This is a genomic window from Janibacter corallicola NBRC 107790, assembly GCF_001570965.1.
GTDB lineage: Bacteria > Actinomycetota > Actinomycetes > Actinomycetales > Dermatophilaceae > Janibacter > Janibacter corallicola.
In genome coordinates this window covers 1-21,261 of record NZ_BCSR01000047.1, presented here as the reverse complement: position 1 = coordinate 21,261, position 21,261 = coordinate 1, and the positions used below count along the sequence as shown (strand labels likewise).

The window sequence follows — 21,261 nt, the reverse complement described above, 5'->3', positions numbered from 1 at the left end:
CCCCGCCGGTGACGAGGAGGACCGGCAGGTCCTCGCGCAGGCCCAGCCCGACGCGGGCCTCCTCGCGGCGGGCAGCACGATCGAGGGTGACGATCTCCCGTCGCAGCGGCATGCCGATGACCCGCCCGCCGGTCAGCTTCGTCGAGGGGAAGGTCACCGCGACGTGGGAGCTGAGCCGGGCGCCCACCTTGTTGGCGATGCCGGCACGCGCGTTCTGCTCGTGGACGACGATCGGGACACCCTTGCGTCGCGCGGCCAGGTAGGCGGGGGTCGAGACGTAGCCGCCGAAGCCGACGACGACCTCGGCCCCGACCCGGTCGATGGCCCGCTCCGCGGCGGCCACCGCACGGCGCAGGTTGACCGGCAGCCGCAGCAGGTCCTTGCTGGGGCGCCGTGGCAGGGGCACCTTCGGGACGGTGGCGAAGTCGTAGCCGCGCTCCGGGACGATCCGCGCCTCCAGGCCCTCCGTGGTGCCCAGGACGAGGACGTCCACCCTGGGGTCGCGTCGGCGCAGGCAGTCGGCGAGGGCGAGCAGCGGGGAGACGTGGCCCGCCGTGCCACCCCCCGCCAGCAGGACTCGTGAGGGGCGGTTGGGAGTCATGCGGGGGTGTTCCTCCTGCCGGTGAGCCGGGCGAGCAGGACGCGCGTCCGGGAGGGCTTGGCCGCCATCATCTCGGCGAAGCCCGGTTCGTGGCGTGCGAAGCTCAGCAGCACCCCGATGGCGAACATCCCCATGACGAGCGATGACCCACCCGAGGAGACGAAGGGCAGCGGGACCCCGATGACGGGGAGCATGCCGATGACGGCGCCGATGTTGATGATCGCCTGCACCAGGACCCACGTGCAGATGCCGGCGGTGACGAGCCGCACGAAGAAGTCCTCGGTCCGGGCGACCATGCGCATGCCGATGAAGGCCAGCGCGACGTAGAGCCCGATGATCGTCAAGGTCCCGATGAGGCCGAGCTCTTCGCCGATGATCGCGAAGATGAAGTCGTTGTACGGCTCCGGCAGCCAGCCCCACTTCTCCCGGCTGGCGCCGAGCCCGACCCCGAACCAGCCGCCGTCGGCGAGCGCGTAGCGCCCGTGGATGGGCTGCCGGCAGATGCCGTAGTACATCGCGGTGCCGGGCGTGCACTCGGAGGGGTCGAGCCAGACCTGGATGCGCTCCATCCGGCTGCTGCCGCTGCTCACCGCGACGAAGCCGGCCGCGGCCATCAGCCCGCCGCCGACGACGAACCAGCGGGTGGGGACCCCCGCCGCGAAGAGCATCCCGACGATGATCGCGCAGATGACCATCGCCGTCCCGAGGTCGTGGCCGAGCATGACGAGGCCGATGATGACCGCGCAGACCGGGAGGACGAAGGGCACGAGCGCGTGGCTGATGAACCCGAGTCGCTCCCGCTTGCGCTCCAGCACGAGCGCGCCGGCGAGGATCAGGCCGATCTTGGCGATCTCGCTCGGCTGGATCGTCACCGGGCCGAGGGCGATCCAGTTCCGGTTGCCCTGGAAACCGAAGCCCAGGGGCGTGAAGACGAGCACGAGCAGCAGGATCGACCCCAGGACGGCGGGGATCGCCACGCGCTTCCAGAAGGCGATCGAGCGTCTGGAGGCCCACCACAGCAGCACGGCGCCGATGACGGCGAAGAGCGCCTGCTTGAGGAAGATCGTGAAGGAGGAGTTGCTCTCCTTCAGCGACTCGATCATCGAGGCGGAGAGGACCATGACGAGGCCGATGCCGACGAGCAGCCCGGTGATGCCGAGCAGTCCGTAGTAGGTCGTGGTCGGCGACTCGAAACGTTCCAGCCACAGCTCGAACCGGGTGCGCACGCCGCGCGTGGCCGAACCACGTCCGGTCGTCGCGCTGCTGCTCACGCTCATTCCTCCTGCAGGTACCGGGCCACGGCGGAGGCGAATGCGTCCCCGCGGGCCCCGTAGTTCTCGAACATGTCCATGGACGCGGCCGCCGGAGCCAGCAGCACCACGTCGCCGGGCTGCGCCTGGGAGGCCGCGTGCCGGACCACGAGGTCCATCGCCCCAGTGTCCGTCGTGGCCACGTCGATCACGGGGACGTCGGGGGCGTGTCGGGCCAGCGCCGCAGCGATCTGCTCCCTGTCCCGGCCGAGGAGCACGGCCGCGCGCAGTCGGGGCGCGGCCGTCTCGACGAGCTCCTCGACGTCGGCGCCCTTGAGCAGTCCGCCGGCGACCCACACGACGTGCTCGTGCGCGACGAGGCTGGCGCGGGCGGCGTGCGGGTTGGTCGCCTTGGAGTCATCGATCCAGCGGACGCCGCCGTCGGCGGCGACCTCGGCGATGCGGTGGGGTTCGGGCTGCCAGGCACGCAGCCCCTCCCGCACGGCCACCGGGGGCACCCCGTGGGCGCGGGCGAGCGCGGCCGCGGCGAGCGCATTGGCGACGAGGTGGGGCGGTGGGGTGGCCTCCTCGCCCACGAGGTCGGCGAAGGAGGCCAGCTCCGCCGCCTGGTGCTCCCGGTCCTGCACGAAGGCCCGGTCGGCCAGCACGTCCTCGACGAGACCGAACATCGACAGGTCGGGTACACCGAGGGTGAAGCCGATCGCCCGGCACCCCTCGGTGACGTCGGCCTCCTCGACGAGCCGCCGGGTGACCGGGTCGGCCTCGTTGTAGACGCAGGCGATCTCGGTGCGCTCGTAGACCTTGCCCTTGGCCCGGGTGTACTCCGCCAGGGAGCCGTGCCAGTCGACGTGGTCCGGCGCGATGTTCAGGCAGGCCGCGGCCCGGGGCGCCAACGAGTGGCTCCAGTGCAGCTGGAAGCTGCTCAGCTCGACGGCGATGACGTCATAGGGCTCGGGGTCCTGGACGAGCTCGATGACGGGGGTGCCGACGTTGCCGGCGCTGGCGGCGCGCAGACCGGCCGCGCGCAGCATCGAGGCGAGCATCTGCACGGTGGTCGTCTTGCCGTTCGTGCCGGTGACGAGGAGCCACGGCGCGGCGCCCTCGGTGGGCCGCATCCGCCAGGCGAGCTCGACGTCGCCCCAGATCGGGATGCCGGCGGCGGCCGCCTCGGCGAGCAGCGGCTGGTGCGGCGGCCAGCCGGGTGACGTGACCACGAGGTCGATCTCCTCGGCCGGCACCGGCAGCGAGCCGGCCACGCCGTCGCCGAGGAGCAGGCGGGCACCGAGCACCTCGAGGATCTGGGCCCGCTGGGCCAGCAGGCTCTCCGGCTCCGGGGTCGTGGCGTCGACCACGTGGACCTGCGCGCCGTGCTCGAGCAGGGCGTCGGCCGCGGCGAAGCCGGAGACGCCCAGCCCGGTGACGACGACGCGCAGACCCGCCCAGTCGGCGTCACGGTGGGTCAGCGTGGACAGTCGGGTGGCGCGCGCGCTCACCGGGTCCCCACGACCCACTCCGCGTAGAAGACCGCCAGACCGCCCGCGACGAAGAGCCCCGCGATGATCCAGAAGCGGATGACGATCGTGACCTCCTGCCACCCGAGCAGCTCGAAGTGGTGCTGCAGCGGCGCCATCCGGAAGACCCGCTTGCCCGTCGACTTGAAGGAGACGACCTGGATGATGACCGACATCGTGATCGTCACGAAGAGGCCGCCGAGGATGACGATGAGCAGCTCGGTGCGGGTGAGCAGCGCCAGCCCGGCAAGGGCCCCGCCGAGGGCGAGCGAGCCGGTGTCACCCATGAAGATCTTCGCCGGTGCGGCGTTCCACCACAGGAACCCGAAGCAGGCGCCGGTGCCGGCGGCGGCCACCACGGCCAGGTCGAGCGGGTCGCGCACCTCGTAGCAGCCGGGGGCGCCGCTGCCCCCGCAGACCTGGTTGAACTGCCAGATGGCGATGAGGACGTAGGCGGCGAAGACCATGACCGAGGACCCGGTGGCGAGCCCGTCGAGGCCGTCGGTGAGGTTCACCCCGTTGGAGGTGCCGGCGACCATGAGGTTGGCCCACAGGATGAAGAGGATCATCCCGATGATCGGTCCGGCGAAGGCCAGGTCCAGCGGGGTGTCGCGGACGAAGGAGATCGCGGTGGACGCGGGTGTGGTGCCGTGCGAGTTGGCGAACTGCAGCGCCAGCACCGAGAAGACGACGCCGACGAGGGTCTGCAGCACGAGCTTCTGCCAGGAGCGCAGGCCGAGGCTGCGCTGCTTGCTGATCTTGATGAAGTCGTCGGCGAAGCCGACGGCGCCGAGCCCGACCATGAGGAAGAGGACGAGCAGGCCGCTCACCGTCGGCGAGGTCCACGCCCCGAGGTGGGCGAGGAAGTAGGCCAGCACGGTGGCGAGGATGATCACCGCCCCGCCCATCGTGGGGGTGCCCCGCTTGGTGTGGTGGCTCGTCGGCCCGTCGTCGCGGATGAACTGCCCGTAGCCCTGCTTGACGAGGTAGCGGATGAACATCGGGGTGCCGAGCAGGGAGACCACGAGCGAGACGATGGTCGCCATGATGACGGACTTCACGAGGCACTCCCCCTCTCCACGATGCGGTCTCCGAGCCACCGTAGCCCCGAGTCCCTGCTGGACTTGAACAACACGACGTCACCGGGGGCAAGTTCTTCGACGAGCAGCGCCTCGGCCGCAGCCGCGTCGGGCACCGTGCGCACCCGACCGGCCCCGCCGGCGCGCGCGCCGGGAGCCACCGGCGCGGCGACGTCGCCGACGACGAGGACCTCGTCCATGCCGAGCTCGCCGGCCTCACGGCCCACCTGCTCGTGGAGGGCGTCGGAGTCCCCACCGAGCTCGAGCATCCCACCGAGCACCGCCCACCGGCGGCCCCTGGCCGACATCCCGGCGACGCTGCGCAGCGCGGCGGAGGCGGAGTCGGGGTTGGCGTTGTAGGCGTCGTTGACCACGACCACCCCGTCGGGGCGGGTCGTGACCTCCATCCGCCAACGGCTCACCGGCCCTGCCGCGGCGAGGCCGGCCACGATCTCCTCGGGCGCCATCCCGGCGGCGTGCGCCGCGGCGAAGACCGCCAGCGCGTTGCCCACGTGGTGTCGTCCGACGAGCCCCAGCTCCACCCGGGCGCTGCCGAAGGGGGCCTGCAGCGTGAAACGCGGCCGTCCGCCGTCGTCGATGACGACCTCGGTGGCCCGGACGGTGGCTCCCTCGCCCTCCCCGACGAGGAGGACCTTCGCGTCGGTGACCTCGCTCATCGCGGCCACGCGGTGGTCGTCGGCGTTGAGGACGGCGACGCCGGCGGCGGGCAGGGAGGCGGGCAGCTCCCCCTTCGCCCGGGCCACGGCCTCGAGCGAGCCGAACTCGCCGACGTGGGCGTGCCCGACGTTGAGCACGATGCCGATGTCCGGCGGGGCGATCCTCGTGAGGTACTCGATGTGCCCGATGCCGCGGGCGCCCATCTCGACGACGAGGTGCCGGGTCTGCGGGGTGACCCGGCAGACGGTCAGCGGCACACCGACCTCGGAGTTGTACGAGCCGATCGGCGAGACCGTCTCCCCCGCCGTGGCGAGCACCGCGCCGAGGAGGTCCTTGGTGCTCGTCTTGCCGGAGGAGCCGGTGATGCCGATGACGGTCAGCTGCGGGCTGGAGTCGATGACGTGGCGGGCGATGGCCACGAAGCCGGCCTGCTCGTCCGGGACGACCACGCACGGCAGGCCCTCGACCTCGCGGGTCGTGAGGGCTGCGACCGCCCCGGCCCTGGCAGCGCCGGGCACGAAGTCGTGCCCGTCTGCCTGCTCACCGATCCGGGCGACGTAGAGGCTGCCCGGGCGGGCCTCCCGGGAGTCGGTCACGACGTCGGCGTCGATGAGGATGTCGGCGGCCTGCTCGGGGGTGGCGCCGTGCAGACGGCCGCCGGTCACGTCGGCGACCGCGGCCAGGGTCATGGGGGTCACGGGGTGGCCCCGCTGTCGTCAAGGGCCCGGCGCAGCACCTCGCGGTCGTCGAAGTCGTGGACCTCGCCGGCGATCTCCTGGCCCTGCTCGTGGCCCTTGCCGAGCAGCGCGACGGTCGCGCCGGGGCCGGACTCGCGGGCGATCTCGACGGCGCGGTGGATGGCGCTGACGCGGCCGGCGACGTTCTCGACCCGGGCCCTGGAGCGGGGCCAGATCCCCTCGGCGACGGCGGCGCGGATGTCGGCCGGGTCCTCCTCGCGGGGGTTGTCGTCGGTGACGATGACGACGTCGGCGTGGGCGGCCGCGGAGGCGCCCATGCCGGGTCGCTTGCCGGGGTCGCGGCTCCCGCCGGCCCCGAGCACCGCGATGAGCAGGCCCTGCGTCTGCGGGCGCAGCGCGGCCAGGGCGGCGGCGACGGCGTCCGGGGTGTGGGCGAAGTCGACGAGGGCGGTCGGCAGCTCCTCGAGGTCCTCGCGGTAGGGGTCCGAGGGCAGCACGAGCTCCATCCGACCGGGGACGTCGGGTCGGGTGAGCACGGCGCTGGCGACGTCGCGCGGGCGCAGCCCCGCCTCGATGAGCGTGACGGCGGCCATCGCGGTGTTGACGCGGTTGAAGTCCCCCGGCAGCAGCGAGCTCAGGTGCAGCTCGTGTTCGGCCGAGGTGAGCACCAGGTCCGGCTCGCGGGGGTCGCCGCCGATGTACCAGTCCGCCTCGACGTCCAGCCGGGAGGTGACGGTCGTGACCGGCACCTGCGCCTCGCTCGCGAGGCGCAGCCCCCAGTCGTCGTCGATGCACACGATGCCGCGGCGGGAGCGCTCGGGGGTGAAGAGGCTCGCCTTGGCGAGGAAGTAGTCCTCCATCGTGCCGTGGAAGTCCAGGTGGTCCTGGCTGAGGTTGGTGAAGAGCGCGAAGTCGAAGATCACCTCGTCGACCCGGTGGAGCACGAGGGCGTGGCTGGAGACCTCCATGACGCAGTCGTCGACGCGCCGCCCCCCCATCGTCGCGAGGAGCGCGTGCAGATCGGTCGACTCCGGGGTCGTGCGCACCGAGCGGATCCGCTCCGGCCCGAGCCGGGTCTCGATGGTGCCGATGAGCCCGGTCGTGTGCTGCAGCGCCTCGAGCGCGGAGACCATGAGGTAGGCGACGGTCGTCTTGCCGTTGGTGCCGGTGACGCCGAACATCTTCGGCATCCGTTCCCGGCTCTCGTAGAGGGTCGCGGCGACGAGGCCGAGCTGGGCCCGCGGCTCGGTGCACCGCACCACCGGCAGCGGGCTCCCTGCTGCCGCGATCCGGCGGGCCCCGTCCTCGTCGGTGAGCACGGCAGCGGCCCCGGCCTCCTCGGCGCGGCCCACGAAGTCCGCGCCGTGCACGCGCGCGCCCGGCAGGGCGGCCCACAGGTCACCGGGGCGGACGGTCTTGGTGTCGAGGGAGACGCCGGTCACGCCCGTGGTGGGGTCGCCCTGCACGACCTGCGCGGGGCCGTGCAGGAGTGCCTCGACGGCGGTCAGGGTGAGCGGTGCGACATGCTCTGGGCGCGGGAACGACACGAGGGAGCAGCCTACCCTTCGCCCTTGGTGTCGCTGAGCAGGCCCGGGGTGTCCGGGGCCGGCTTCTTCGGCAGGTCGGTCTTGACCTTCGGCCGCGTCTGGTCCTTCGGGGTCGGCGGGACCTCCTCGGCCTTGAGCGCGTAGGTCATGACGTCCTTGAAGACGGGGGCGGCGACGTCACCGCCGTAGTACCCCTTGATCGGCCGCTGCAGGATCACCGAGGTCACGAGCTCGGGGTCGTCCGCCGGGGCGAAGCCGATGAAGCTCGCCGTCTTGCCGGAGTAGCCACCGACCTCGGGGTCGTACCGGTCGGCGGTCCCCGTCTTGCCCGCCACCCGGTAGCCCTCGATCTGGGCCTTGGGTGCGGTGCCGTTCTCGGAGACGACGCCCTCCATCATCCGGGCGAGCTGGTGGGCGGCCTTCGGGGAGACCGCGCGGGTGGTCTCGGGCTCGGGCCCGTCCTTCCAGCCGCCCTCGCCGTCGCTCACCTGGTCCACGAACGAAGGGGCGATCCGCACCCCGTCGTTGGCGATGGCCTGGAAGACGTTGGTCACCTGCACCGCCGTCGTCGAGACGCCCTGCCCGTAGGTGACGGTGTAGCGCTGCGAGCCGTTCCACGACTCCGCCGGCGGCAGCAGTCCCGCGGACTCACCGGGGAAGCCGGAGCCGCTGCGCGAGCCCAGACCGAACTTGCGCATGTACTCCTCGAGCGTCTTGGGCTTCATCGTCTCGCCGATGAGCATCATGCCGGTGTTGCTCGACTCGGCCAGCGCCCCGGCCACCGTGCGGTACTCGTCCGGGTGGGGGTGGGAGTCCTTGAGGATGCGGTTGCCGCGCTCCATCTGGCCCGGGAGGATCATCGGCGTGTCCGGCTCGATCGTGCCCTCCTGCAGGGCGGCGGCCACGGTGAGCACCTTCGCGGTCGAGCCCGGCTCGAAGACGTCGCTGAAGGCGAGGTTGGCGTAGACCCCGTCGCTCTTCTCGAGCTTGTTCGGGTCGAAGGTGGGGTAGGAGGCGAGCGCGACGAGCTCACCGGTGTCGACGCGCTGCACGACGACCGTCCCGGAGAGCGCCTTGGTCTTCTTGACCTGCTCCGCCAGCGCGTTCTGGGCGTACCACTGGACGTCGTTGTCGAGGGTGAGCTTGATGTCCCGGCCGGGCTCCGCCGGCTGCACCTCGTCGGATGCGTTGGGCAGTCGGCTGCCGTTCTGCGATATCTCGTAGGTGGCCTTGCCCGGCTCGCCCTTGAGAATGTCGTCGAACTGCAGCTCCAGCCCGGCACCGGCGCTCTGGTCCTGCGGCTGGACGAAGCCGACGAGGGAGGCGACGGTCGTGGACTGGGGGTAGGTGCGCTTGGTGGTCCGCTCGGAGTAGAGCCCGGGGACACCCAGGTCGGAGATCTTGCGCCAGGTGAGCGGCGAGACGTCCTTGACGAGGACCTGGTAGCGGCTGTTGCCCGTCATCTTCTTGACGAGCTCCTTGCGGTCCACGTCGTCCAGCAGCTTCGCGACGTCCCTGGCGGCCCCCTTCGCACCCACCTTCTTCGGCTCGCCGTGGACCTCCTTCTCGTAGGTCTTGACGGCCTGCTGGTCCACGACGATGGTGCGGCGCTCGTGGCTCTGGGCGAGCACGACCCCGTCGTCGTCGAGGATCGTGCCCCGCTCGGCGGGGATGACCTCGGTGCTCGTGCGCTGCGCCAGGGCAGCGGAGGCCACGGCGTCCGAGTCGAAGCCCTGGATGCGCAGCAGCTGCGCGGCGAAGAGGCTGAGCACGATGAGCGTGCCGATCATCAGCGCCCGCATCCGGGAGCGGGGACTCGCGGTGGGCGCCCCGACGGCCGCCGGGCGGCGCCGCGGCGAGGGCCTGCGCTGCCCGCGACGCGGGTCGGGTCGGCGCTGGGTCACGGGCGGTCCTTCTCCTCGTCCCTCGTCGGTGCGCTCGTCCTGGTCAGTTCTTCGTCTCGGGCTTCGCCTTGTCGGGCTTGGCGTCCTTCTCCGCCTTGCCCTTCTCCGCCTTGTCCTTGTTCGACTTCTCGTCCTTGTTCGCCTTCTTGGACTCGTCCTTCTCACCGTTCGGGCCGGTCGCCGAGTGCTCGGTGGTGGTCGTCGAGCCCGCATCAACGTTAATTCGGTCGTCGGCCTGCGCCACCTCCGCCACGCCGAGGACCTTGCCCTCGTCGACGTCGATGAAGGCGGCGCTCGTGCTCGGCACCATGCCGAGGTCGGCGGCGGACTCGGCGAGGTTCTGCGGTGAGGAGCGGGCGTTGACCTTCTCGGTGAGCGCGGCCTGGCGGTCGGAGAGCGCCGCCGAGCGGTCCTCGAGCTTGCCGACCTGGAAGGAGTCGTGGGCCATCATCGTGTTGAGCGCCAGCACGATCGCCAGACCCGCGAGCAGCAGGGACACGCACAGCACCGGGAACCAGGCGGAGCCGGCGCGGTCGCTGGAGCGCACCACGTGCAAGGCGGTGCGGGAGGCGCCCTTGGGGGCGCGCCTTGCGACGGTCGTCGCCACGGACATCTGGCTCATCGTGGGCCTTTCTTAGCACGGGTTGGGCGGATTCTTTCGGCGGCGCGCAGCCGGACCGACGCGGATCGTGGATTGGCCTCCAGCTCGGCCGTGCCGGGGGTCATCGCGCCCCGGGTCAGCAGCCGCAGCTCGGGGGCGTGCTCGGGCGGCTCGACCGGCAGGTCGACCGGTGCGGTGGACGTCGCGCCCTCGGCCAGGACGCGCTTGGTGATGCGGTCCTCGAGGGAGTGGAAGGAGAGCACCCCGATGCGCCCGCCGACGGCCAGCCGGTCCAGGGCGAGCGGCAGCGCGCGGCGCCAGCCGACCAGCTCCTCGTTGACCTCGATGCGCAGCCCCTGGAAGGTGCGCTTGGCGGGATGCCCCCCGGTGCGCCGGGCGGCTGCGGGGATGGTCGCGTACAGCAGCTCCACGAGGCGACCGGAGCGCTCGAAGGGGGCGCTCTCCCGCTCCCGGACGATCGCCGTGGCGATCCGCCGGGCGAATCGCTCCTCGCCGTACTCGGAGAGCACCCGGGTCAGCTCCCGGACGTCGTAGCCGTTGAGCACCTCGGCAGCGGTCGTGCCCGTGCTCGGGTCCATCCGCATGTCCAGCGGCGCGTCGTGGGCATAGGCGAAGCCCCGCTCGGTCTCGTCGAGCTGCAGCGAGGAGACCCCGAGGTCGAAGAAGGCCGAGGTGACGGTCTCGATGCCGAGGTCGTCCAGGACCTCGCCGATCTCGTCGTTGACGGCGTGGACCAGCTGCACCCGGTCGGCGAAGGGGGCCAGCCTCCGCTCCGCGAGCGCGAGCGCGTGGGGGTCGCGGTCGATGCCGACCAGCCGGACCGTCTCGTCGGCGCGCAGCACCGCCTCCGCGTGCCCGGCCATGCCGAGGGTCCCGTCGACGTGGACGGCGGGCACCCCCTCGCGTGGGGCGAGGGCGGGGCCGAGCAGCTCCAGGACCTCCTCGAGCATGACCGGCACGTGCCTGGCGGCGGCGTCGGTCTGGTCCACGGGGCCCCCCTTCGGCGGCTGGGCGGTCGGTACTGGCACGGGTGGTGGGACGGGAGTGGAGCGTCGTGGTGATCTCCGGGACGTGCGGCGGTTGCTGCCACCTGGTCCCCATCCGGGACGGGTCCGGCGCGGGGGAAGTCGCGTCGGCGTCCGCCACGGCTGGAGGCCGGACGGCAGCAGCCGTCACATGAGTCCGGGGATCACCTCCTCGGACTGGTCGGCGAAGGCCTGCTCGGTGCTGGCCAGGTACTCCGCCCACGCGGCGCTGTCCCAGACCTCCACCCGGGAGCCGGCGCCGATGACGGTGCAGTCGCGGTCCAGGCCCGCGTAGTCGCGCAGGGCGGCGGGCACGGTGACCCGGCCCTGCTTGTCGGGGATCTCGTCGCTGGCGCCGGAGAGGAAGACGCGCATGTAGTCCCGGGCCGCCTTGGAGGAGGTGGGGGCCTCCTGGAAGCGGGTGGTGATCTTCTCGAACTCGTCCATGGGGAAGACGTAGAGGCAGCGCTCCTGGCCCCGGGTCATGACGAGTCCGCCGGCGAGCTTCTCCCGGAACTTGGCGGGCAGGAAGAGCCGGCCCTTCTCGTCCAGGCGGGGGGTGTGCGTACCGAGGAACACCGCGGCACCACCTCCCCTTCGTCTCGACCCGATCGGCTCCTGGTTGTCCCGACTTCCCCCACTTTACTCCACCTACTCCCCCAAAGCACCCCCGAAGCCCGTCTCGTGGGCACTTTTGTGCTGAGTTTTCCCTGAGAATCCGGGCGTGGGGCGAAGTGGAGGGGAAACCCGCTCCGGAATGGGGGCCCCGACGCATAGGCTCGGAGCACGCGACAGCGAGAAGGGCAGGCGGTGGCCGCCCGGGGATCGGAGACAAGGTGACGCTCGGCAGTCGGGAGACCGTGCGGGAGGGGTCCGGCGCGACCCTCGAGGACGTGGGGGCCGTCGGAGAAGCGCTCGCCGCGACGATGAATGCCACGATCATGGGCAAGCCGGACGTGGTCGAGACCGCGATCACGGTTCTCTTCGCAGAGGGGCACCTGCTCATCGAGGACGTGCCGGGAGTCGGCAAGACGATGCTCGCCAAGACCCTCGCGCGCAGCATCGCCGCGTCGGAACGACGCATCCAGTTCACGCCGGACCTGCTGCCCAGCGACATCACCGGCGTGAGCATCTACAACCAGGAGGAGCACCACTTCGAGTTCCGCCCCGGTGCGATCTTCGCCAACGTCGTCGTCGGCGACGAGATCAACCGGGCCTCGCCGAAGGCCCAGTCGGCCCTCCTGGAGTGCATGGAGGAGCAGCAGGTCACGGTCGACGGGCAGACCCACCCCCTGCCCCACCCCTTCATCATCATGGCGACCCAGAACCCCGTGGAGATGGAGGGCACCTACCCCCTCCCGGAGGCCCAGCGGGACCGCTTCATGGCCCGCCTCTCCGTCGGGTACCCGACGGGCCCGGCGGAGATGGAGATGCTGGACCACCACGGCGCCGCCTCCCCGCTGGATGACATCGAGCCGGTCACCGACGGCGGGACGGTCGCGGAGATGATCCGGGTGGTCCGCTCGGTGCACGCCTCGAGCGCGGTGCGGCAGTACGTCGTCGACATCGCGACGGCCACCCGCCACAGCTCGGCGATCCGGCTCGGTGCCTCACCGCGCGCGACCCTGCACCTGCTGCGGGCCGCCCGTGCCCGGGCCGCGCTGGCCGGCCGGGACCACGTGCTCCCCGACGACGTCCAGGCGCTGGCCGCGGTGGTCCTCGGCCACCGGCTGCTCCTGGGCAGCGAGGCCCAGCTCTCCCGCCGCACCCCCACCCAGGTCGTCGGCGAGATCCTCGAGCGCACGCGCGTGCCCGCGCCCCGGTGACCGGCGATGACCATCCGGGGTCGTGCCCTCCTCGGTGCGGGCGTGGTCACCGCCCTCGTGGGGATGGTGCTCGGCCTGCACGACCTGACGAGGGTGGGTGCCCTGCTCGTCGTCCTGCCGCTCCTGGCGGTGCTGCTCACCCGGCGTGAGGTGTCCGTGCGGGCGCAGCGCCGGGTGCTCCCGCAGCGGGTGGCGGTCGACCAGCACTGCGAGGTCACCGTCGCGGTCCACAACCCCGGGCGCCGCCCGACCCCGCTGCTGCGGGCCGAGGAGGAGCTGGCCTACGCCCTCGGCGACCGTCCGCACCTGCTCATCCCCCCGCTCGAAGGGGGCCGCACCCGCAGCCTGACCTACCGGCTGCGTTCACACCTGCGCGGGCACCACCGCATCGGCCCGCTGTCGCTGCGCCTCACCGACTCCTTCGGTCTGGCCAGCCGGTCGGTGAGCCTCCCCGGCGAGAGCACCCTCGTCGTCCTCCCCCGCGTGCTTCCCCTGTCGGGGGTGCGCGGCGCCCGGGCCAGCGGCGGCGGGCAGACCTCGACGAGCTCCCGGGTCGCGCTGCACGGTGAGGACGACGTCGGTGTGCGCGAGTTCCGCCACGGTGACGACCTGCGCCGGGTCCACTGGCCCAGCACCGCCCGCACCGGCCAGACGATGGTCCGCCAGGACGAGCAGCCCTCCCGGCGCCGGGCCCTCGTCCTGCTCGACGACCGGCGCGGCTCGCACGCCGGGGCGGGTAGCGGCGGCTCCTTCGAGTGGGCGGTCACCGCGGCCGCGTCGGTGATCATCCGGCTGCTGGCGGACCACTTCGAGGTCCACCTCAGCCTCGCCTCGGAGGTCTCCGGGGTGCTGGCCACCGTGGAGGACGCCGATCACGCCCTCGACGTCCTCGCCGCCGTCCAGCCCGCCGCGAGCACCACCCCGCGCGGGATGGTCGAGGCCCTCGAGGAGTTCCGCAGCCACGGCGGTGGCCTCGTCATCACGCTGCTCGGGGCCCTCGACGACGAGGTCGCCGACCTGTGCACCGCGAGCGCCTCCCACGGCCTGGCGATGGTCCTGGACCGGGGCGGCTTCACCTCGGGCACCGCCCACGACGGGCCCGCGGAGGCGACCGCCCGGCGGCTGCGCGAGCACGGCTGGTCCGCCGTCGTCGTGCACCCGGGGGCGGCGCTGCAGCGGACCTGGGCCGACCTCACCCTCGACCCGAGCACGGCGGCGCGATGAGGCCCGCCCGCATCGCCGCCGGCGTCCTCGGGGCCATCGCCACGGTCGTCGTGGCGATGCCGCTCACCCGGCTCTTCCAGCAGTCGGAGTGGCTCGCCGCGGCCACGGCCGGCGTCGCCGTCGTGGCCGTCGCCGGCATGGTCGCCCGATCGCTCGCGGACAACCCCGTGGTCATCATCGCCGCCCAGGGCCTCCTCGGTGGCTGGTACCTGCTGCTCACGGAGTACGAGGAGACCACCGCCTACGCCCTCCTCCCGACCCCGGCGACGGTCACCACCTTCGCCTCGGACATGCGCCAGGCCTACGAGACGGTCACGACCTACGCCGCGCCGGCGCCCACCACCCCCGGCATCGCCGTCGCGCTCGTCCTCATGATCATGGTCGTCGCGATCGCGGTGGACCTCGCCGCGGCCACGGCCGCCGCGCCGACCATCGCCGGACTGCCGCTGCTGTCCCTCTTCCTCGTCTCGGCCGCGAACACCGGCGGCGAGCTCCCGTGGGGCTGGTTCGTCGGCGGCGCCGCGCTCTGGCTGCTCATGGTCGCCCGCCAGTCGGGGCTGGAGCTGCGCTCCTGGGCCGGCGTGATCCCGATCCTCGCGGAAGGCGACGGGGAGGGCCGGGCCTCGCGCGCCCACGGCTGGCAGGCGGCCCGGCTGGCGGTGGTCGGCCTGGCGCTCGCCCTGCTCGTGCCGATGGCCCTGCCCCACCTGCCCACGCGCTACGTCCTCGACGGCCTCGGTCGTGGGGACGGCGACGGCGTCGGGACCGGGGACGGGATCCGGCTGTCCACCGAGCTGGACCTGCGCCGGTCGCTGCGCTCCCCCGACGACGACCCGGTGCTGGAGTACAAGACCAACGACCCCGAGCCGGACCCGCTCCGGGTGGCCGTGGTCACCGACTTCACCGACGGCTTCGGCCGGATCCGCTCCACCAGCCCGCAGCCGCAGTCCGGCTTCAGCCCCGGCAACCCGCTCACGAACGTCTCGCAGGCGATCCCCCGCGACGAGCGCACCATGGAGGTGACCCGCAACCGGGTGACCGCCCCGCAGCTGGCCATCCCCGCACGCACGAAGTCCGTCGACACCGGCGACGTGCCGTGGTCGACCGGGGCCGACGGGACCGCACGGGTGGAGCGCTCCCCGTCGACGTACTCCACCTCCTCGGTCGAGCTGGACCTGACCGCGAACCACTTCGAGGGCGGCGACCCGAGCCGACCGGTGGACCCCGACGCCCGCGACGAGCGCTACCTGCGTCTCGACCCTGGCTCGGAGTCACGGATCCGCTCGCTCGCCCGCCGGCTCGCGCCGGAGGACCGGGGCCCGCTCGCCGCGGCCCGCGCCTTCCAGGAGTACCTGCGCGGACCCGACTTCGGCTACAGCCTCGAGCTCCCGGAGCCCCCGGGTGGCCCGGACGACCCGATCCTCTCCTTCCTGGACACCAAGGTCGGCTACTGCCAGCAGTACGCGGCGACGATGACGCTGCTCGCGCGGGCCGACGGCATCCCCGCGCGCACCGCCGTCGGTTTCCTCCCCGGAACCGACGAGGGCGACACGTGGAGCGTGCGGGCGAGCGACGCCCACACCTGGCCGGAGCTGTACTTCGAGGGCATCGGGTGGGTGCGCTTCGAGCCGACCCCCGGCGCCCGCGCCGCGAGCGTCCCGGCCTACTCCATCGCCACCGAAGGGGGCGACCCCGCCGCCGAGCCGACGGACACGAGCACGACCACGAGCGAGCCCACGCCGACGCCGAGCCAGTCCCGGGACCCGCAGCTGGACAGCCCGCAGGCGGCACCGACGCAGGACCGGGGCGTGGGCACCTGGGTGTGGTGGCTGCTCGGGCTGGTCGTGGCGGTCCTCGCCCTGGGCCTGATGCCGGTGAGCGCCCTGCTGGCCCGTCGGCGCGCGGCCCGGCGGGCGGCGGACGAAGGGGCCCGCGTCGAGGCGGAGTGGCAGGACCTCATCACCCGCGTGGGTGACCTGGGCATGGTGCCGCCCGTCGGTGCGACCCCGAGGCAGACCGGCACCTGGCTACGACGCCGCGCCCACCTGACCGAGGCCTCGGGACAGCAGCTGGACCACGTCGTCGCGACGCTGGAGTCGGCCCGCTACGCGCCTCCCGGCAGGGAGCTGCCGGACATCGCCGGCGAGGTCGAGTCGGTCATCGACGAGGTACGCGGCTCCCGGATGCGCGGTGTCCGGGTGCGTGCGTGGTTGTGGCCGAGCGCCGGCGTGCACGCCTGGCGCGCGATCGGTCGGCGGCTGGCACGCCCCCTTCGTCGGGAGCGCTGAGGACGACTCAGTCCAGGTAGTCGCGCAGCACCTGCGAGCGGCTGGGGTGGCGCAGCTTGCTCATCGTCTTGGACTCTATCTGGCGGATCCGCTCGCGGGTGACGCCGTAGACCTTGCCGATCTCGTCGAGGGTCTTCGGCTGCCCGTCGGCGAGGCCGAAGCGCATCGAGACCACGCCGGCCTCGCGCTCGCTGAGGGTGTCCAGGACGCTGTGCAGCTGCTCCTGCAGCAGCGTGAAGCTGACCGCGTCGGAGGGCACGACGGCCTCGGAGTCCTCGATGAGGTCACCGAACTCGGAGTCGCCGTCCTCACCCAGCGGGGTGTGCAGCGAGATCGGCTCACGACCGTACTTCTGGACCTCGACGACCTTCTCGGGCGTCATGTCCAGCTCCTTGGCCAGCTCCTCCGGGGTGGGCTCGCGGCCCAGGTCCTGGAGCATCTGGCGCTGCACGCGGGCCAGCTTGTTGATGACCTCGACCATGTGCACCGGGATGCGGATGGTGCGGGCCTGGTCGGCCATCGCGCGGGTGATCGCTTGCCGGATCCACCAGGTGGCGTACGTGGAGAACTTGTAGCCCTTGGTGTAGTCGAACTTCTCGACGGCGCGGATGAGACCGAGGTTGCCCTCCTGGATGAGGTCCAGGAAGAGCATGCCGCGGCCGGTGTAGCGCTTGGCGAGGGAGACCACGAGTCGCAGGTTGGCCTCGAGCAGGTGGTTCTTGGCGTTCTTGCCGTCCTCGGCGATCCACCACAGCTCGCGCTTGAACTTCATGTCGAACTTCTCGTCCGAGGCCAGCTTCTCCTCGGCGAAGAGCCCTGCCTCGATGCGCTTGGCGAGCTCGACCTCCTCCGCGGCGTTGAGCAGCGCGACCTTGCCGATCTGCTTCAGGTAGTCCTTGACCGGGTCGGCGGTGGCCCCGGCGGTCACGACCTGCTGCGCGGGCGCGTCCTCGTCGTCGTCCTGGGAGATGACGAAGCCGCCGGTCTCGGCCTCCTCGACCTTGCTCTTCTTGGTCGCGGACTCCTTCTCGACGTCCTCGTCGTCGGGAGCCTCCTCGGCCGTCGTGGTCGTCGGGTTCTGGGCGGCCGCCTTGCGGGCGGCGCTGCGCTTGGCCGCGACCTTCTTCGCCGAGGCCTTCTTCACGGTGGGGGCCGCGGCGGCCTCGGCGGCTGCCTTCGGCGCCGCCTTCTTCGTGGTGGCCTTCTTCGTGGTGGCCTTCTTCGCGGTGGTCTGCTTCGTGGCAGCCTTCTTCGTGGCCTTCTTCGCCGTCGTCTTCTTGGACGCGGTCGCCTTCTTCCCGCTCTCCGCCTGCGCGGGCGCGGTCTTCTTGGTCGCGGTCTTCTTCGTCGCGGTCTTCTTGGTCGACTTCTTCGCCGCCGTGGACTCTGGCACCTGAACCTCGATTCCTTGGTCGTCGAGCGCCCGCAGCACGGCCTTGCCCCGGCTGGGACTCACCTTCGCCTCGCTGAACGCCGCCTGCACCTGCTCACCGGTGACCCCACCAGCGGTGTGGCCCTTGCGCACCAGCTCCTGCAGTGCCGGGTGGGAGAACTCCTTGGGCAGAGATCCCGTCGCGCCAGCGGCCCGTGGGGTCACAGCAGTCACCAACAACCTTTCGTCACGGAGAATTCCGCCGGAGGGTCGCTGGTGGTGGCGTCACCCAGAGATCTCCGACTCGCCCTGACCATCGCGTGCTGGGCTCGTCACCATTATAAATCGAAGACCGTCCCGGTACCTGCACCAGGGTGATCACGGCCCCCTCAGGCGGCCTTGACCGCCAGCACCGCGCAGTGTGCGTCGAGCAGGACGCGCTGGGCGTTCGAGCCGAGGATCAGCTTGCCGACGGGGGTGCGGCGGCGCAGACCGATGACGATCATGTCCGCGTCCGTCTCCTCGGCGACCTCGAGCAGGTCCTCGGCCGGCTCCTGCCCACGGACGAGTCCCCGGACCTCGCCCTCGACTCCGGCGGCGTCCAGCCGGGCCTTGACCTGCTGCAGCCGCTCCTCGCCCTGGCGGGCGGCGTCGCCGGAGAGCTGGCTGCCGCCCCGGTCGGAGTGGATGACGACGAGTCGGCTGCCACGCTGGGCGCACTCCTGCAGGGCCCGCTCGAGGGCGGCCTCGCCCTCCTTGGTGGCCACGTATCCCACGACGATGGTCATCGTTGCTCCTCGCAAATGATCTCGACTGCGCACCCGCCGGACGGGTCCGCGTTTGTGACTGACGCTACACCGGGCGAGCCCGTGCTGTGCGATGCCGGGCCGGTGTCGGCGGCGGGTTTCAGCGCTGCAGCACGCGGCGCAGCAGCGAACCGACCTGATCGGTCTCGGTGAGGAAGCCGTCGTGCCCGACGATGCTCGAGATCGTCGTCAGCTCGGCCTCCGGACGGGCCTCGGCGAGCTCGTGGGAGAGCCGCGGCGGGTAGAGCCGGTCGGAGTCGACCGGGGCCAGCACGAGGTGACCGGCGAAGGGGGCCAGCGCGGCGGCCACTCCCCCGCGCCCGCGGCCGATGTCGTGGGAGCTCATCGCCTCCGTGAGCGCGATGTAGGAGTTGGCGTCGAAGCGACCAGCGAGCTTGCCCCCGTGGTGGTCCAGGTAGCTCTCCACGGCGTACCGCGGTCGGCCCCGGACGCCGGGCGCCTCGTCCTGGATCCCGCGCTCGAAGCGGGTGTGCAGCTCGGGCTCGCTGCGGTAGGTCACGTGCGCGATCCGCCGCGCCAGGGCCAGACCGGCGTCGGGCCCCTGCGGCTGGTCGTAGTAGTCGCCGTCGGCGAACCAGGGGTCGGCCTCGATGGCCAGGATCTGGGTGTGCCCCCACGCGATCTGCTCCGCCGTGGCCTGGCCGCCGGTGGCCAGGGCCACGGCGGTACCCACGCGGTCGGGGTGGGAGGCCGCCCACTCGAGGGTGCGCATGCCTCCCATCGAGCCCCCGACGACGGCGTGCCAGCGCTCGATGCCCAGGGCGTCGGCGACCGCCGTCTCGGCGAGCACCTGGTCGCGGATGGTGATCCGCGGGAAGCGGCTGCCCCACGGCCGGCCGTCGGCCGCACGGGAACCGGGGCCGGTGCTGCCCTGGCAGCCGCCGAGGACGTTGATCGCGATGACGCAGTGCTCGTCGGTGTCCAGCGGGGCCCCCGAGCCGATGACGCCCGGCCACCAGCCGGCGCTCGGGTGCCCGAGGCCCGCGGGGCCGACGACGTGGCTGTCACCGGTGAGGGCGTGCTCGATGAGGATCGCGTTGTCGCGGGCGGCGTTCAGGGTGCCCCACGACTCGTAGGACATCACGACGTCGGGCAGCTGCTCGCCGGACTCGAGGGTCAGGTCACCGACCTCGACGAAGTGCCGGCCCCCCGGGTGATCGCCCTCGCGCCACAGGCCCGAGGTGGTGGGGGTGGTGCAGATGATGCTCATCCTCGTAACTCCCGGTCTCGCCTTGCCGTGACGAGCTGGACACGGCCCGGTCATCACCCGGGGCACCCCGTCGCGAGGAGGGTTGCCGTCCAGCCAGCCGGGGCCTCGTGCTGGAACTCATGACCTGCCCCACATGCTAGCCCGCCGCCCCCATCCGATCGAACCGGTGTCCGTGGCTCGGACACTCATGCTGCGCCGGGCACGGACCAGGGACGCACCCCTGCGCCCAGCAGCCTGAGCATCAGCTGCGAGAGCCGGTGCCCGGGGTCGACGGCGAGCGCCTGCTCGAGGCAGACCCCCGTCACCGTCCCGTCCCCGGCGAACCACGCCAGGTGGGCGATCAGGGCCAGCAGGTCGGGCGTGCCGGCTTCCGGGACCAGCCTCGTGACCTCGACGAGCCGGCTCCGCACCGTCAGCAGCCCCTCGCGGCCGGACTCCGTCATCTCCTCGACGTCCTCGATCCCGGTCCACGGGCACCGGGCGGCGGCGACGAGCGCGTCCTCGCGGGCCGGCCCCGGGAGCGAGGTCAGCGGCATGGTGCCGGGTGCGAGCGCCGCCATCAGCGCGTCGCGCAGGGCGACGTCGGCGAGGGAGGCGAGGATCCGGGCGAGGTCGGCATCGGAGAGCTCGACCACCGGCACGGCCTCGGGGCCGGGGTCGAGCAGGCGCTGCCAGTGCCGGCTGGCCGCACGTCCGGCTTCCTCCTGCTCCAGGCGGCGCGCCACACGGGCCGCCCGCGCCTCGTCCCGCGGCGGAAGGATCCCCGCGACGAGCGCCTCACGGCTCGCGAAGGGGGCGACCCCCGCCCCGACGAAGGCGGCCACCCCGGGCACGTCCTCCGGCGCGGGCAGCGGCAGCCCGATCTTCGGGCGCGGCCTGCCCCGCTCGACCGACCACCACCGCCGACCCCGCACGAGGACCTGCTGCCCCACGGGGACGGCCCTCGAGGCCGCCGCCTCGACCACGGCCCGGCGCAGCGGCTCGGACTCCCCCGGCTCGTCCTCGTAGGCGAGGAGGAGCAGTCCGGTGGGTCGCTCCCGCTTCGCCACGTCCAGCGCGTGCCGGGCCCTCGCCTCGCACATCGGGCCCTCCGGTGGCAGGTCGTGCCGCTGCATCAGCCCGAGGCGTCTGTCGTGCACGACGACGACCACGAGGGAGGGCCCCGGGTGGTAACCGAGCTGGTACGGCAGGAGGACGGCGAGGTCGGCGGGTGAGCTGGCGCGGACTGTGGTTGGCATGACCACGACGCTGCCGAAACCTCGAGCCGCGCGGACCCCCCCTTCGCCGGCCTGTGGAAGCCACTGCCCGCTCGGGTGCCGATGTGGACTACTGCTCGAGGAGCGTCACCTTCGGCGGCCTCAGCCGACGACGAGCACGGTGTCGCTGGGGCCGTGGCTGCAGCGCTGCGGGATGCCCGTCACCTCGGAGACGGGGACCTCGGTGGTCTCGGCCGTCAGCTGCTCGCCGACCGCGGTCCGGGAACCACCGACGGTGGCCGAAGGCTTGCCCTCCTTGAGCACGAAGGTGGCGTCGTCGGGGAAGACGAGCAGCTGCGGCGGGCCGTCGTCGGTCAGGGCG

At 72.5% G+C, this 21,261-nt stretch carries 18 protein-coding genes and 1 riboswitch; of the genes, 3 read left to right on the top strand and 15 right to left on the bottom strand.

Annotated elements, in window-relative coordinates; genetic code table 11:
- From JCO01S_RS13270 to mraZ, 10 genes are all read right to left on the bottom strand, one after another.
- The coding region (locus JCO01S_RS13270) for a UDP-N-acetylglucosamine--N-acetylmuramyl-(pentapeptide) pyrophosphoryl-undecaprenol N-acetylglucosamine transferase (RefSeq protein WP_157074630.1) at positions 1-601 on the bottom strand (601 nt) is incomplete at its 3' end.
- Positions 598-1,878, bottom strand: a complete 1,281-nt coding sequence (ftsW, locus tag JCO01S_RS13265; protein ID WP_157074629.1) for a putative lipid II flippase FtsW — start codon at positions 1,876-1,878, stop codon at positions 598-600. The genes ftsW and JCO01S_RS13270, both read right to left, overlap by 4 nt.
- On the bottom strand, positions 1,875-3,365 hold the full coding sequence (gene murD / locus JCO01S_RS13260; RefSeq protein ID WP_245634445.1) for a UDP-N-acetylmuramoyl-L-alanine--D-glutamate ligase: 1,491 nt from the start codon (positions 3,363-3,365) through the stop codon (positions 1,875-1,877). The genes ftsW and murD overlap by 4 nt, the downstream gene beginning before the upstream one ends.
- Complete coding sequence (gene mraY / locus JCO01S_RS13255) at positions 3,362-4,444, bottom strand: phospho-N-acetylmuramoyl-pentapeptide-transferase (RefSeq protein ID WP_068256627.1); 1,083 nt, start codon at positions 4,442-4,444, stop codon at positions 3,362-3,364. Before mraY ends, murD begins: the two co-directional genes overlap by 4 nt.
- Positions 4,441-5,838, bottom strand: coding sequence for a UDP-N-acetylmuramoyl-tripeptide--D-alanyl-D-alanine ligase (locus tag JCO01S_RS13250; RefSeq protein ID WP_068256623.1), 1,398 nt, complete (start codon positions 5,836-5,838; stop codon positions 4,441-4,443). Before JCO01S_RS13250 ends, mraY begins: the two co-directional genes overlap by 4 nt.
- Positions 5,835-7,385: a UDP-N-acetylmuramoyl-L-alanyl-D-glutamate--2,6-diaminopimelate ligase gene (locus JCO01S_RS13245; RefSeq protein ID WP_068256620.1), complete on the bottom strand. Its 1,551-nt coding sequence runs from the start codon at positions 7,383-7,385 to the stop codon at positions 5,835-5,837. Before JCO01S_RS13245 ends, JCO01S_RS13250 begins: the two co-directional genes overlap by 4 nt.
- Before the next feature lie 11 nt (positions 7,386-7,396).
- Positions 7,397-9,289, bottom strand: coding sequence for a peptidoglycan D,D-transpeptidase FtsI family protein (locus tag JCO01S_RS13240; RefSeq protein WP_245634444.1), 1,893 nt, complete (start codon positions 9,287-9,289; stop codon positions 7,397-7,399).
- A gap of 43 nt (positions 9,290-9,332) precedes the next feature.
- Entirely contained in the window at positions 9,333-9,911 is a 579-nt protein-coding gene (gene ftsL, locus JCO01S_RS13235; RefSeq protein WP_157074628.1) for a cell division protein FtsL, read from the bottom strand.
- Positions 9,908-10,900 (bottom strand): 16S rRNA (cytosine(1402)-N(4))-methyltransferase RsmH, encoded by a 993-nt coding sequence (gene rsmH / locus JCO01S_RS13230; RefSeq protein ID WP_068256609.1) that lies wholly within the window; start codon positions 10,898-10,900, stop codon positions 9,908-9,910. Before rsmH ends, ftsL begins: the two co-directional genes overlap by 4 nt.
- 183 nt (positions 10,901-11,083) lie before the next feature.
- Positions 11,084-11,515, bottom strand: coding sequence for a division/cell wall cluster transcriptional repressor MraZ (gene mraZ / locus JCO01S_RS13225; protein ID WP_068256606.1), 432 nt, complete (start codon positions 11,513-11,515; stop codon positions 11,084-11,086).
- 257 nt (positions 11,516-11,772) lie between these two features.
- Between mraZ and JCO01S_RS13220 the strand changes: the two genes are divergently transcribed.
- From JCO01S_RS13220 to JCO01S_RS13210, 3 genes are read left to right on the top strand one after another with little or no spacing between them, the layout of a single operon-like run.
- Positions 11,773-12,762 carry an AAA family ATPase gene (locus JCO01S_RS13220; RefSeq protein ID WP_439645702.1) on the top strand — a complete coding sequence of 330 codons (990 nt, stop codon included), beginning with the start codon at positions 11,773-11,775 and terminating at the stop codon, positions 12,760-12,762.
- A gap of 6 nt (positions 12,763-12,768) precedes the next feature.
- Positions 12,769-13,986, top strand: a complete 1,218-nt coding sequence (locus JCO01S_RS13215) for a DUF58 domain-containing protein (protein WP_068256603.1) — start codon at positions 12,769-12,771, stop codon at positions 13,984-13,986.
- Complete coding sequence (locus JCO01S_RS13210) at positions 13,983-16,274, top strand: transglutaminase TgpA family protein (protein ID WP_068256600.1); 2,292 nt, start codon at positions 13,983-13,985, stop codon at positions 16,272-16,274. Before JCO01S_RS13215 ends, JCO01S_RS13210 begins: the two co-directional genes overlap by 4 nt.
- Positions 16,275-16,281: 7 nt before the next feature.
- On the opposite strand, the gene JCO01S_RS13205 is transcribed toward JCO01S_RS13210, so the two are convergent.
- The 5 genes from JCO01S_RS13205 to JCO01S_RS15960 all read right to left on the bottom strand — a co-directional run.
- Positions 16,282-17,871 carry an RNA polymerase sigma factor gene (locus tag JCO01S_RS13205; protein ID WP_439645703.1) on the bottom strand — a complete coding sequence of 530 codons (1,590 nt, stop codon included), beginning with the start codon at positions 17,869-17,871 and terminating at the stop codon, positions 16,282-16,284.
- A gap of 164 nt (positions 17,872-18,035) precedes the next feature.
- Complete coding sequence (locus tag JCO01S_RS13200) at positions 18,036-18,434, bottom strand: universal stress protein (RefSeq protein WP_068256596.1); 399 nt, start codon at positions 18,432-18,434, stop codon at positions 18,036-18,038.
- A gap of 118 nt (positions 18,435-18,552) precedes the next feature.
- Positions 18,553-19,683 (bottom strand): homoserine O-acetyltransferase MetX, encoded by a 1,131-nt coding sequence (gene metX / locus JCO01S_RS13195; protein ID WP_068256593.1) that lies wholly within the window; start codon positions 19,681-19,683, stop codon positions 18,553-18,555.
- Between the two features lie 13 nt (positions 19,684-19,696).
- Positions 19,697-19,808: riboswitch (SAM riboswitch) on the bottom strand.
- Between the two features lie 60 nt (positions 19,809-19,868).
- Positions 19,869-20,921: a DUF4192 domain-containing protein gene (locus tag JCO01S_RS13190; protein ID WP_157074627.1), complete on the bottom strand. Its 1,053-nt coding sequence runs from the start codon at positions 20,919-20,921 to the stop codon at positions 19,869-19,871.
- A 120-nt stretch (positions 20,922-21,041) separates the two neighbouring features.
- Positions 21,042-21,261 (bottom strand): hypothetical protein (locus JCO01S_RS15960; RefSeq protein ID WP_218002275.1); only part of this gene is annotated, 220 nt, incomplete at its 5' end.

Coding starts and splice junctions, on each gene's coding strand:
- JCO01S_RS13210 (WP_068256600.1), top strand. CDS start 13,983: ATGAGGCCCGCCCGCATCGCCGCCGGCGTCCTCGGGGCCATCGCCACG.
- ftsW (WP_157074629.1), bottom strand. CDS start 1,878: ATGAGCGTGAGCAGCAGCGCGACGACCGGACGTGGTTCGGCCACGCGC.
- metX (WP_068256593.1), bottom strand. CDS start 19,683: ATGAGCATCATCTGCACCACCCCCACCACCTCGGGCCTGTGGCGCGAG.
- JCO01S_RS13190 (WP_157074627.1), bottom strand. CDS start 20,921: ATGCCAACCACAGTCCGCGCCAGCTCACCCGCCGACCTCGCCGTCCTC.
- JCO01S_RS13200 (WP_068256596.1), bottom strand. CDS start 18,434: ATGACCATCGTCGTGGGATACGTGGCCACCAAGGAGGGCGAGGCCGCC.
- ftsL (WP_157074628.1), bottom strand. CDS start 9,911: ATGAGCCAGATGTCCGTGGCGACGACCGTCGCAAGGCGCGCCCCCAAG.
- JCO01S_RS13215 (WP_068256603.1), top strand. CDS start 12,769: ATGACCATCCGGGGTCGTGCCCTCCTCGGTGCGGGCGTGGTCACCGCC.